Annotated in this window: 13 protein-coding genes; 7 read left to right on the top strand and 6 right to left on the bottom strand. The window is 50.0% G+C overall.

The window, feature by feature from the left end:
- Nucleotides 1-68: 68 nt before the first annotated feature.
- Entirely contained in the window at nucleotides 69-377 is a 309-nt protein-coding gene (locus tag SK35_RS12980; RefSeq protein ID WP_156174755.1) for a DUF1161 domain-containing protein, read from the bottom strand.
- 102 nt (nucleotides 378-479) lie between these two features.
- Between SK35_RS12980 and SK35_RS12975 the strand changes: the two genes are divergently transcribed.
- Nucleotides 480-1,190 (top strand): YnfC family lipoprotein, encoded by a 711-nt coding sequence (locus SK35_RS12975; protein WP_081365290.1) that lies wholly within the window; start codon nucleotides 480-482, stop codon nucleotides 1,188-1,190.
- 6 nt (nucleotides 1,191-1,196) lie between these two features.
- On the opposite strand, the gene speG is transcribed toward SK35_RS12975, so the two are convergent.
- Together speG and SK35_RS12965 are read right to left on the bottom strand one after the other, a co-directional pair.
- Nucleotides 1,197-1,757 (bottom strand): spermidine N1-acetyltransferase, encoded by a 561-nt coding sequence (speG, locus tag SK35_RS12970; RefSeq protein WP_008784731.1) that lies wholly within the window; start codon nucleotides 1,755-1,757, stop codon nucleotides 1,197-1,199.
- A 35-nt stretch (nucleotides 1,758-1,792) separates the two neighbouring features.
- Entirely contained in the window at nucleotides 1,793-2,134 is a 342-nt protein-coding gene (locus SK35_RS12965) for a DUF1283 family protein (RefSeq protein WP_003032382.1), read from the bottom strand.
- A 153-nt stretch (nucleotides 2,135-2,287) separates the two neighbouring features.
- On the opposite strand from SK35_RS12965, the gene SK35_RS12960 reads away from it, so the two are divergent.
- The 5 genes from SK35_RS12960 to SK35_RS12940 all read left to right on the top strand — a co-directional run bounded on the left by SK35_RS12960 (nucleotide 2,288) and on the right by SK35_RS12940 (nucleotide 8,034).
- A complete protein-coding gene (locus tag SK35_RS12960; protein WP_008784733.1) occupies nucleotides 2,288-2,614 on the top strand; it encodes a YnfA family protein in 327 nt (108 codons plus the stop codon).
- Nucleotides 2,615-2,721: 107 nt separating this feature from the next.
- Complete coding sequence (gene rspA / locus SK35_RS12955) at nucleotides 2,722-3,936, top strand: starvation-sensing protein RspA (protein ID WP_003832907.1); 1,215 nt, start codon at nucleotides 2,722-2,724, stop codon at nucleotides 3,934-3,936.
- Nucleotides 3,937-3,949: 13 nt separating this feature from the next.
- Nucleotides 3,950-4,969 carry a Zn-dependent oxidoreductase gene (locus tag SK35_RS12950; protein ID WP_048214216.1) on the top strand — a complete coding sequence of 340 codons (1,020 nt, stop codon included), beginning with the start codon at nucleotides 3,950-3,952 and terminating at the stop codon, nucleotides 4,967-4,969.
- Between the two features lie 53 nt (nucleotides 4,970-5,022).
- Complete coding sequence (locus tag SK35_RS12945; protein ID WP_048214215.1) at nucleotides 5,023-6,402, top strand: MFS transporter; 1,380 nt, start codon at nucleotides 5,023-5,025, stop codon at nucleotides 6,400-6,402.
- 165 nt (nucleotides 6,403-6,567) lie between these two features.
- The gene (locus SK35_RS12940) at nucleotides 6,568-8,034 is read left to right on the top strand and encodes a mannitol dehydrogenase family protein (protein ID WP_032943399.1); all 1,467 of its coding nucleotides are present in this window, start codon (nucleotides 6,568-6,570) and stop codon (nucleotides 8,032-8,034) included.
- Nucleotides 8,035-8,108: 74 nt separating this feature from the next.
- On the opposite strand, the gene ydfZ is transcribed toward SK35_RS12940, so the two are convergent.
- From ydfZ to ydfG, 3 genes are all read right to left on the bottom strand, one after another.
- On the bottom strand, nucleotides 8,109-8,312 hold the full coding sequence (gene ydfZ / locus SK35_RS12935; RefSeq protein ID WP_003032393.1) for a putative selenium delivery protein YdfZ: 204 nt from the start codon (nucleotides 8,310-8,312) through the stop codon (nucleotides 8,109-8,111).
- A 191-nt stretch (nucleotides 8,313-8,503) separates the two neighbouring features.
- Nucleotides 8,504-9,190: a GntR family transcriptional regulator gene (locus SK35_RS12930; RefSeq protein ID WP_003032396.1), complete on the bottom strand. Its 687-nt coding sequence runs from the start codon at nucleotides 9,188-9,190 to the stop codon at nucleotides 8,504-8,506.
- 86 nt (nucleotides 9,191-9,276) lie between these two features.
- The gene (ydfG, locus tag SK35_RS12925) at nucleotides 9,277-10,023 is read right to left on the bottom strand and encodes a bifunctional NADP-dependent 3-hydroxy acid dehydrogenase/3-hydroxypropionate dehydrogenase YdfG (RefSeq protein ID WP_048214214.1); all 747 of its coding nucleotides are present in this window, start codon (nucleotides 10,021-10,023) and stop codon (nucleotides 9,277-9,279) included.
- A 137-nt stretch (nucleotides 10,024-10,160) separates the two neighbouring features.
- Here ydfG and dcp point away from each other — a divergent pair, with 137 nt between their 5' ends.
- Nucleotides 10,161-12,206: a peptidyl-dipeptidase Dcp gene (gene dcp / locus SK35_RS12920; RefSeq protein ID WP_048214213.1), complete on the top strand. Its 2,046-nt coding sequence runs from the start codon at nucleotides 10,161-10,163 to the stop codon at nucleotides 12,204-12,206.
- The last annotated feature ends 62 nt before the right edge of the window (nucleotides 12,207-12,268 follow it).

Raw genomic sequence — 12,268 nt, 5'->3', positions numbered from 1 at the left:
CCATTTATGAGTATGGCATCTTAATGCATATCAAACTGGAGTAACCCTCCGCGTACGGAGGGTATGATTTATTGCGGTTCGGCGACGTGCCCGTCCTGTGCAGGCGAGCTGTTGGCAGGGGCGTTTCCACTGTTAGTCCGGGTGTAGAGAATTTTGTGCGTATCGTTTGCACAATGTCCTACCACCAGTGAATCAGGTTGTTCGGCCTGATCGTTGGGGACAATGTTCAGCGTAAAACTGGACTCTGCGACGCCATTATTGATGATGCGCTGCTCGATATCGCTTTTCACGCGTTCACATGACGCAGGTGCGGCCAGAACCTGTGGGGATGCAACTGCCAGTAAGATCGCGGCAATTCCTGTTACGTATTTCATCATCAGCTCCTTTATGATCGACATAGACTAAGATTAGCATTTCTGGTGTAAATAACTGTATTTGCTAATATGATTGAGAATTATCTTCTTATCCCGGTGAAAAATGTGAAGAAACAGACCCTGTTAGGTTTCCTGTGTGTCGTGCTGGTTGGGTGTGATAACGCCAAAGGGCTGGTTTCCTTTACGCCGGAAATGGCCAGTTTTTCCAATGAATTTGATTTCGATCCGCTGCGCGGGCCGGTGAAAGATTTCAGTCAGACGCTGCTCAACGACAAAGGTGAGGTCACTAAGCGCGTTGCTGGTACCCTGTCACAGGAAGGGTGTTTCGATACACTTGAACTGCACGATATCGAAAACAATACCGGTATGGCGCTGGTCCTGGATGCTAACTACTATCGGGATGCCGAAACGCTGGAAAAAAAGATCCGCTTACAAGGTAAATGCCAGCTAGCGGAACTGCCTGCTGCCGGTGTGGTGTGGGATACCGACGATAACGGCTTTGTCGTTTCCGCCACGGGGAAAGAGATGAAGGTGCAGTATCGATATGATGCCGAAGGCTACCCGCTGGGCAAAACAACCGTCAGTAAGGACAGCACTTTGCAAGTTGATGCTAAACCGTCGGTTGACCCATTGAAGAAGTTAGATTACACCGCGGTGAGCATGCTCAACAATCATCCGTTAGGCAATGTCAAACAAACGTGCAAATACGATGAATACGCAAATCCGATCAACTGCCAGCTTGTTATCGTTGATGAGAGCGTGAAGCCGGCAGTTGAACATCATTACTCGATTGAAAACACGATCGACTACTACTAGTCGTGTTTACTGAGCGGTAGGCGGCAGCAGATTAGGGCCTGCCGTTTTGTGCTCTGCCAGATACTGCTGCTGGAAGATACACATACGAATCGTGTTGCGGTATTGACCGTTGATAAAGAACTCATGGATCAGCTCGCCTTCCACCATAAAACCGAGTTTACGGTAAATGTGGATAGCCTTTTCGTTCTCTTTATCGACGATCAGATACAGCTTATAGAGGTTGAGCACGGTAAAGCCATAGTCCATTGCCAGCTTTGCTGCCCGTGAGGCCAGACCCTTCCCCTGATATTCCGGCGAAATAATAATCTGGAACTCGGCCCGGCGGTGTACATGGTTAATTTCAACCAATTCCACCAGCCCGGCTTTTTCACCGTCGCACTCCACCACGAAGCGGCGTTCGCTTTGGTCGTGGATGTGTTTGTCATACAGGTCTGACAGCTCAACAAACGCTTCGTAAGGCTCTTCGAACCAGTAGCGCATTACGCTGGCATTATTATCAAGCTGATGGACGAATCGTAAATCTTCACGCTCCAGCGGGCGCAACTTAACACTGAGGGCGCTAGTCATATCGTATCCTTTCAATATCCTTCAAAGTGCAATGATTATGGGGCAACGGTGCGGCCAGTACGGCGGTCGAGGCAGCGCAAGGTGTTAGGTTCCCAGTACGCATTAATATTAGCGCTCTGCTCGCACTTATCACGGCTATCAAAGGCCGTATCGGCTTTGTCCCACTCTTTCTCTGCACGTTTATTGACTTTCTGGCGAAGCTGACGCGTATCGTTCCATTGTTCCTTTTCCATTGCGGCTTGTTGACGACTTTGCGCACTGTCTCCGGATTCAATGACCAGTTTACTGGTTTCAGCAAATGCGGAAGAGGTGTACACAGCCGCAGCCAGCGTCAGCATAGCTGTCAGGCACAGGCGTTTGGTCAGTGTAATTTTCATGGTGAATTCCTTTTATGGGAAAGGGTAAAAACGATAAAACAGGGTTAAATTCTACACTATTCCAGTTTGCGGGCATACCCACCCGGTGGATATGGATACGCTAACGAGATTCTGTCGTATCATGGTTAAACCGAAGGTAACTGAATAACATCAATGCTTAAGACCACATTTCTTTTTTTCATCACCGCGTTATGCGAAATTATTGGCTGCTTTTTACCCTGGCTTTGGCTTAAGCGAGGAGCTACAGCCTGGTTGCTGATACCCGCCGGGGTGTCACTGGCTTTATTCGTCTGGTTGCTGACACTGCATCCGGCAGCCAGCGGGCGTGTATACGCAGCCTATGGCGGTGTTTACGTGGTGACCGCGCTGCTATGGCTACGTATTGTCGATGGTGTAAAACTCAGTTTATATGACTGGTCTGGCGCGCTGGTGGCGTTGTGCGGCATGCTGATCATTGTGGCTGGATGGGGGCGCGCATAGCGCCTTTTTTGTGATCAAACAGCGTTTTTTTGATCTTTATACTTGTATGGTAGTAGTTCAGTTGAGTAAATTTCCTGCATCACAAGAACAGATGTAGGGAATAAGAAATGAAGATTGTTGGGGCTGAAGTGTTTGTCACCTGTCCTGGGCGTAATTTTGTAACGTTGAAAATTACGACAGAAGATGGGATCACCGGGCTGGGAGATGCCACGTTAAATGGACGCGAGCTGTCCGTGGCGTCCTATCTGAAAGATCACGTGTGTCCGCAGCTTATTGGTCGCGATGCGCATCGTATTGAGGACATCTGGCAGTTTTTTTACAAAGGCGCGTACTGGCGTCGTGGGCCGGTCACCATGTCGGCGATTTCCGCCGTGGATATGGCTCTCTGGGACATCAAAGCGAAAGCGGCGAATATGCCGTTGTACCAGTTGCTCGGCGGTGCTTCTCGTGAAGGGGTTATGGTCTACTGCCACACCACAGGCCATACCGTTGATGATGTACTCGAAGATTATGCGCGTCATAAAGAGATGGGCTTTAAAGCGATTCGCGTGCAGTGCGGCGTGCCAGGCATGAAAACCACTTACGGTATGTCTAAGGGCAAAGGACTGGCCTACGAACCCGCCACCAAAGGGCAATGGCCGGAAGAACAGTTGTGGTCAACGGAGAAATACCTGGATTTCACGCCAAAACTGTTTGCCGCCGTGCGTGACAAGTTTGGTTTCAACGAACACCTTTTACACGATATGCACCACCGTCTGACGCCAATTGAAGCAGCCCGTTTTGGCAAAAGCATTGAACAGTACCGTTTGTTCTGGATGGAAGATCCAACACCAGCTGAAAACCAGGAGTGCTTCCGCCTGATCCGCCAGCATACCGTCACGCCGATTGCGGTAGGGGAAGTGTTCAACAGCATCTGGGACTGTAAACAGCTTATTGAAGAACAACTGATCGACTATATCCGCACCACCATCACCCATGCGGGTGGTATCACCGGTATGCGCCGGATTGCTGATTTCGCGTCGCTGTATCAGGTTCGTACCGGTTCACATGGACCTTCCGATCTGTCGCCTGTGTGCATGGCCGCCGCGCTGCATTTTGATCTGTGGGTGCCGAACTTCGGCGTACAGGAATATATGGGCTATTCCGAGCAAATGCTGGAAGTGTTCCCACATAACTGGACCTTTGATAACGGCTATATGCATCCAGGAGACAAACCTGGTCTTGGGATCGAGTTTGACGAAAAACTGGCGGCGAAATATCCGTATGACCCTGCATATCTGCCCGTTGCTCGCCTGGAAGATGGCACGCTGTGGAACTGGTAAGGAGTGATTTGCTATGAAAAGTATCGTGATTGAAAAACCGAATACGCTGGTTATCGCCGAACGACCGGTGCCAGAACCCTTAGCAGGTGAGGTGAGGGTAAAAGTGAAACTTGCGGGGATTTGTGGTTCCGACAGTCATATTTATCGCGGTCATAATCCATTTGCACAATACCCGCGCGTGATTGGCCATGAGTTTTATGGCGTGATCGAGGCGGTAGGTGACGGTGTTGACCATTCGAGAATAGGTGAACGGGTGTCCGTTGATCCGGTCATCAGCTGCGGACATTGTTATCCCTGTTCAATTGGTAAACCTAACGTTTGTACATCGCTGGTGGTGCTGGGCGTGCATCGCGATGGCGGTTTCAGCGAGTACGCTGTTGTGCCAGCGAAAAATGCCTGGACGATCCCCGATACAGTGCCTGATGAGCATGCCGTTATGGTGGAACCTTTCACTATCGCCGCAAACGTGACCGGGCAAATTAAACCAACAGAAAACGATATTGCGCTAATTTATGGCGCAGGGCCTATGGGATTGACCACTGTACAGGCGCTTAAGCGTGTCTATAAGGTCAAAACTGTAGTGATTGCTGACAGAATCGATGAGCGCCTGGCCATGGCGAAGCAGTGCGGTGCAGACTGGGCAATCAATAATAGTCAGCACTCGTTGCAAGAGTTCCTTGCGGAAAACGGACTAAAACCGACCATTATCGTGGATGCAGCTTGCCATCCATCCATTTTACAGGAGGCAATCACGCTGGCATCGCCGGCCGCGCGAATTGTTCTGATGGGCTTCTCCAGCGATCCTTGTCAGATTATTCAACAAGGCATTACCGGGAAAGAACTGTCCATTTATTCCTCAAGATTAAATGCGAACAAATTCCCGATTGTGATTGATTGGTTGGTCAACGGACTTATCGATCCTAATCAACTTATTACTCACACTTTTGACTATCACCACGTTACCGACGCAATTGAATTGTTTGAGAAAGATCAGCAGCACTGCTGCAAAGTCTTACTTACATTCAGTGAATAATATAAATAACTGCGAGTAAGTGGTACGCATCTTACCTCTTAGAGATAGCCAATATGAATCAAGAAAAACACGAAAGATCCACGAAAGATCTGGTTAGAGCTGCCGTATCCGGATGGTTGGGTACTGCGCTCGAATTTATGGATTTTCAGTTATATTCTTTGGGTGCCGCACTGGTATTCCATGAAATATTTTTCCCGGAACAGTCAGCCGCCATGGCGCTTATTTTAGCGATGGGTACATACGGTGCAGGATATATTGCTCGTATTGTTGGGGCATTTATATTTGGCAAAATGGGAGACAGCATCGGCCGTAAAAAAGTACTGTTTATTACCATTACGATGATGGGAATTTGTACGACCTTAATTGGCGTGCTGCCAACATATGCACAAATTGGTATCTTTGCGCCTGTGCTGCTGGTGACGCTGCGTATCGTGCAAGGGCTTGGTGCGGGGGCTGAAATTTCGGGTGCGGGCACGATGCTTGCCGAGTACGCGCCAAAAGGTAAACGTGGCATTATTTCCTCACTTGTTGCCATGGGGACCAACTGTGGAACCCTTAGCGCAACGGCCATCTGGGCGGTGATGTTCTTTGCGCTCGACCGTGAGGAGTTATTAGCCTGGGGTTGGCGCATTCCGTTCCTGGCGAGTGTCGTGGTGATGATCTTTGCCATCTGGTTGCGTATGAATCTCAAAGAAAGCCCGGTATTTGAGAAAGTGAATGATGAAGAAAACGCTCCGGCATTAAATAATTCGTCAGAAAATACGCTGGGGGCGATGTTTACCAGTAAATCTTTCTGGCTGGCAACCGGCCTACGTTTTGGACAGGCGGGTAATTCAGGATTAATCCAAACCTTCCTTGCCGGTTATTTAGTGCAGACGCTGTTATTTGATAAATCTATACCCACTGATGCCTTAATGATCAGTTCGGTGTTGGGCTTTATTACAATACCGTTGCTTGGCTGGTTGTCTGATAAGTTTGGTCGTCGTTTGCCTTATATTATCCTGAATATCTCGGCAATTATTTTGGCTTACCCGATGCTGTCAATTGTAGTGGATAAAACGTATAGCCCGGGTGTCATCATGACGGCACTGATTGTTATTCATAATTTTGCTGTATTGGGGTTATTTGCTCTCGAAAATATTACCATGGCGGAAATGTTCGGTGCGCGTAACCGGTTTACGCGAATGGCGATTTCAAAAGAAGCGGGCGGGTTGGTTGCTGTTGGTTTTGGTCCGGTTCTGGCGGGTATTTTCTGCAACATGACTAATTCCTGGTGGCCAATTCTGGTGATGGTCATCGCTTACTCACTGATTGGTCTGATTTCCGCGTTGCTGATGCCAGAAGTGAAAGATCGCGACCTGAGCGTACTTGAGGATGCTGCCGAGGTGAATAAAGCCGAGAAGGTTCGTTGCTCGGTGACTCAGACAAGCTGATACCAGACAGTAGCATGGGCGGATGTACTCGTACGCTGCCCATGCTATTACACAGCTTTACATGATGTCATACCAATCATAAAAAGCTTAATGCAAATCAAAACATACAACCATACAGGCGTTACTCTGGAACAGTCCTGATTTCATTTATAAGTAGGCCATACCATGCAAAACAAGCTGTTAGCGGCAAAGGCTGCACTTCCTGACTACGATCGTACAAAACTGGTTCCGCGTATTGTTCATCTGGGATTTGGCGCGTTTCACCGCGCACATCAGGGTGTTTACGCTGACATTCTGGCCGCCGATCACGGCAGTGACTGGGGCTACTGCGAAGTGAACCTGATTGGCGGCGAGCAGCAGATTTTCGATCTGAAACAGCAAGATAATCTGTATACCGTTGCAGAGATGTCTGCTGATGCCTGGACTGCGAGAGTCGTGGGCGTGGTGAAAAATGCATTGCATGCGCAGGTTGATGGTCTGGAAAGCGTACTGGCAGCGATGTGTGAACCGCAGGTCGCGATCGTTTCCCTGACCATTACCGAGAAAGGATACTGCCATTCTCCGGCGACCGGCCAACTGATGTTAGACAACCCGATGATTGCAGCCGATCTGCAAAACCCTAAACAACCAAAAACTGCGCCGGGCGTGGTGGTTGAAGCCCTGGCGCGTCGCAAAGCTGCGGGTTTAGCCGCCTTTACCGTGATGTCCTGCGATAACATGCCAGAAAACGGTCATGTGATGCGCAATGTTGTCACTGCATATGCCCGAGCGGTGGATATGGAACTGGCCGCGTGGATCGAACAACATGTGACCTTCCCATCAACAATGGTTGACCGCATTGTCCCGGCGGTTACGCAGGAGACACTAGACAAAATTGAACATATCACCGGTGTACGCGACCCGGCAGGCGTGGCATGCGAACCGTTCCGCCAGTGGGTAATTGAAGATAACTTTGTTGCCGGCCGTCCTGAATGGGAAAAGGCCGGGGCGGAACTGGTGGCTGATGTCATTCCGTTTGAAGAGATGAAACTGCGTATGCTCAACGGCAGCCACTCTTTCCTTGCGTATCTTGGGTATCTGGCGGGATATCAACACATTAACGATTGCATGGGCGATGAAAACTATCGTCTTGCTGCACGTGCGCTGATGTTGCAGGAACAAGCACCTACGCTGAAAGTAAAAGGTGTTGACCTACAGCGTTACGCCGATCTGTTAATTGAACGCTACAGCAATCCGGCGCTGCGTCATCGTACCTGGCAGATCGCCATGGACGGTAGTCAAAAACTGCCGCAGCGTATGCTTGATTCCATTCGTTGGCACATTGTGCACGGTAGTGACTTTGCGCTGCTGGCACTGGGTGTCGCTGGTTGGATGCGTTACGTCGGTGGTGTGGATGAACAGGGCCAAGCGATTGAAATTAGCGATCCACTGTTGCCGGTGATCCAGAATGCGGTGCGTAGCAGCAACGAGGGCGAAGAGCGCGTTCAGGCGCTGCTGGCAATCGATGCTATTTTTGGCCGTGAACTGCCACAGGTTGAACTGTTCAACCGTCAGGTCACACAAGCGTATCTTACTTTACTGGCTGAAGGGGCGAAGGCGACGGTTGCGAAGTATGCAGCAAAACTGAAGTAACGAAGATTATGCTTTATGTCGCCATCTGGCTTGCAACGGCCAGATGGCGCTGTGTTTTCTGGCATTCACACCAATTAGTTCATGCCTAAACGAATCAGCTCGAGGGGGGCGTATTTGCCTTCACATCCTTCGATTTCCACTGTTTTCCCGCGGCGAATCTGCTCAGCGGTCAGACCATCGGTATCTATTGCTGTAATGCGGCCTGTGAGTCCGGTGTCGCTGATCATGACGCGGCTGCCAGTGGTGATTGCGTTACGGTTACGATCGTATGTTTTCATGGTGTTTTCTCCTTTCCAACTTACCGTCAAAGCCCGTGGGCTTTTAGTCCCACGTAACGGGCGCAATATAAATACGCTTCTCGTTAATGATTTTTTTTGTTTTCGATCAAAATCACAGCTTTTTTTATGCAGTTATGCGGGAGAGGGGAAAACGCAGGAGAAACTCACCCCGGAGTGAGGTGAGCGTAGTGTTAATCTTCGCTGAACCAGTCGCTATTTTCCTGACGAATAAGCTGAACGGACTCACCAATTTCCTGAAGATGGAGCATCATTGCGCGCTCGACCGCATCGCCATCATGCTTCTCAAGGGCGGCAAAGATATCGTGATGCTGGCGTAGCAGCATTTCAGGCGGGGAAATATGATCCAGGCTCATATAACGAACGCGGTCAATTGTAGCCTTTATATTCTCAACGGTATCCCAGGCGAGTTGGCACTCGGCGATTAAAGCCAGTTTCTGATGAAACTCATCATCAAGCTGGAAGAAATCATTAATCTGTTTTCGGTCAATTGCGATGCGCTGCTGATGCAAATTCTGTTCAAGCTGATAGCACTGTTGATCGTTGATCAGCGATGCGGCACGGCGTACCACGGCACATTCAATTGCCTGGCGAACAAAACAGCCGTTTTGCACCTGCGACAGCGAAATTTTATTCACGTAGCTGCCACGCTGCGGGCGGATCTGAATCAGACCGTTCTCGGCCAGTTTGATGAATGCTTCTCGTACCGGCTGGCGTGACACATTAAAACGTACGGAAACCTCTTTCTCCGACAGCGGTGTACCGGGTGCAATCAGACAATGCACGATATCACGGCGAAGAATACGGTAAATCTGTTGATTTACTGGCTGTGTAGGGTTGAGCTGCGTTTCTACGGTCATTCATTCTTACTTTTTAGAGAGTTAACCCGGATATTTTATCACTTCTTTCAGGCTATCTATACCCGGCGCAAGGCCGGGCAGAGAAATTAGCTCCGGTGGATACTCAGCCCGGCAAAAGACTGTGTGACAGGCATCATTTCAAGGGTGTTGATATTGACATGAGCTGGCAAAGAAGCCACCCACCATACCGCTTCTGTAACATCTTGCGGAGTCAGCGCCGTGGTATTTTCGTAGGCTTTTTCAGCTTTGGCGTCATCACCTTTAAAACGGACATTAGAGAACTCCGTACCGCCAACCAGACCCGGCTCGATGTCGGTAACGCGAATTGCAGTGCCGTGTAAATCAGTACGTAAATTCAAGCTAAACTGGCGAACAAACGCTTTGGTCGCACCGTAGACGTTACCTCCAGCGTATGGCCAACTGCCCGCTGTAGAACCGATATTGATAATATGACCGCGGTTGCGTTCAACCATGCCTGGCAGAACGGCACGGGTCATATAAACCAGCCCCTTGTTGTTGGTGTCGATCATATTTTCCCAGTCTTCAATGCTGGCCTTGTGAGCAGGCTCAAGCCCCAGCGCCAGACCCGCGTTGTTGACCAGAACATCAATACTGCGCCATTCAGCAGGCAGGGCATCCAGCATCTCTTCAATCGATGCACGATTACGTACGTCCAGCTGCGCGGTATAGAGGCGGTCACCCAATTCCTCTTTCAGTTCCTGCAGGCGCTCCTGGCGGCGTCCGGTGGCAATAACTTTATGCCCATTCTCAATAAAACGACGCGTAATGCACTCACCAAAACCTGCGGTTGCTCCGGTTACTAAAACGATCATCTCACTGTTCCTCAACGCTTTTTATGTCGTACTACCATAGCACGTCATTTCCGTTCAGAGCTATTCCTGCGTAACGCGATTGCGGTTGATTCCTGGGAAGTCTACTCTGGTAAACAAATCGTTGTCAGGAGTGAAAGATGTCGTTAACGAATCCTTTTTTACGTCACAGCACGTTGCCGTACCAGGCACCGCAGTTTGATCAGATAGAGGTGCAGCACTATCGCCCAGCGTTCGATGAAGGCGTGCGGCAAAAACGTGCAGAGATCGAGGCGATTGTGCAAAACCCGCAGGCCCCTGATTTTGCCAATACGTTGCTGGCGCTTGAACAAAGCGGCACGCTGCTCACACGTGTAACCCGCGTTTTCTTCGCGATGACGGCGGCACACACCAACGATGAACTACAGCGCCTTGACGAAGAATTTTCCGCTGAACTGGCGAGCCTTGCCAATGATATTTATCTCAATGGCGCGCTTTTTTCGCGCGTTGAAGCGGTCTGGCAACAGCGAGGTTCGCTGGGGCTGGATAACGAATCATTACGCTTGCTGGAGGTCATCCACCAGCGTTTTGTATTAGCCGGCGCGCGTCTGAATGAGGTCGATAAAGCGAACCTTAAAGCGCTCAATACAGAGTCCGCCACGTTGACCAGCCAGTTTAATCAACGGCTGCTGGCGGCGAACAAGTCCGGTGCTCTGGTGGTGGATGATGCACGTTACCTGGACGGACTTAGCGCAGAGGAAATTGCTGTTGCCGCCGAAGCTGCAAAGGAGAAAGGGCTTGAAGCGCGTTGGGTTATCCCGCTCTTGAATACGACTCAGCAACCGGCGCTTGCGGCGTTACGCGATCGCCAGACCCGTGAGAATCTGTTCAACCGCGCATGGACGAGAGCAGAAAACAATGACGCTAACGATACTCGGGCGATTATTCAGCGACTGGTCGAGATCCGGATGCAGCAGGCGAAACTACTCGGTTTTGCCAATTACGCTGCATGGAAAATTGCCGATCAGATGGCAAAAACACCAGAAGTGGCACTGAATTTCATGCGGGCTATTGTTCCCGCTGCGCGAGCCAGGGCATTGGATGAACAGGCCGAAATCCAGAATGTTATCAATCACGAACAGGGGAAATTTAACGTCGAGGCCTGGGACTGGGCATTTTATGCCGAGCAGGTTCGTCGTGAGAAATATGCTCTTGATGAGGCGCAGCTCAAACCTTACTTTGCCCTTGATACGGTGCTGAACGAGGGCGTTTTCTGGACAGCTAATCAACTCTTTGGCATAAAATTTATAGAACGGTTCGACATTCCTGTTTATCACCCGGATGTTCGGGTATGGGAAATATTCGATCACGATGGCGTAGGGCTGGCGTTATTTTACGGCGATTTCTTTGCCCGGGAATCGAAAAGCGGTGGTGCCTGGATGGGCAATTTTGTTGAGCAATCGCAACTCAATGAAACCCGGCCGGTTATTTACAACGTGTGTAATTATCAAAAACCGGCAAAGGGTCAGCCTGCATTGTTATTGTGGGATGATGTTATTACGTTATTTCATGAGTTTGGGCACACGTTGCACGGCCTGTTCGCCACTCAGCGTTATGCCACGCTTTCAGGGACCAACACTCCGCGTGATTTTGTTGAATTTCCTTCGCAGATCAACGAACACTGGGCGAGTCATCCGCAGGTCTTTGCTCATTTTGCTCGTCATGTTGATACCGGGGAGCAAATGCCGCAGGCGTTGCGGGATAAGATGCAGCGGGCCAGCCTGTTCAACAAAGGTTACGACATGACCGAACTGCTCAGTGCCGCATTGCTGGATATGCGTTGGCACAGTCTGGAAAAGAGCGCGTTATCTCTTTCGGTCGATCAATTTGAACAGCAGGCGCTGGCGGTTGAAGATTTGGATCTCAAGGCCGTGCCGCCTCGTTATCGCAGCAGCTATTTTGCCCATATCTTCGGCGGCGGCTATGCCGCAGGGTATTACGCCTATTTATGGACGCAAATGCTGGCCGATGACGGCTATCAGTGGTTTGTAGAGCAGGGCGGATTAACTCGTGAAAACGGGCAAAAGTTCCGTGAAGCTATTTTGTCCCGCGGTAACAGTACTGATTTAACTGAACTTTACCGCCAGTGGAGTGGGCGCGATCCCCGAATGGAGCCGATGCTGGAGCATCGAGGTTTGAGCGTCTAAGAGATTATTAGCCAGAATATTGAGCCGGGCGTGATGCCCGGTTTTTTATTATTTTAAAAGAT

Origin of the sequence: Citrobacter sp. MGH105, from assembly GCF_001037485.2 — a bacterium.
Classification (GTDB): Bacteria; Pseudomonadota; Gammaproteobacteria; order Enterobacterales; family Enterobacteriaceae; genus Citrobacter; species Citrobacter portucalensis.
This window is presented reverse-complemented; position numbering and strand designations above follow the sequence as displayed.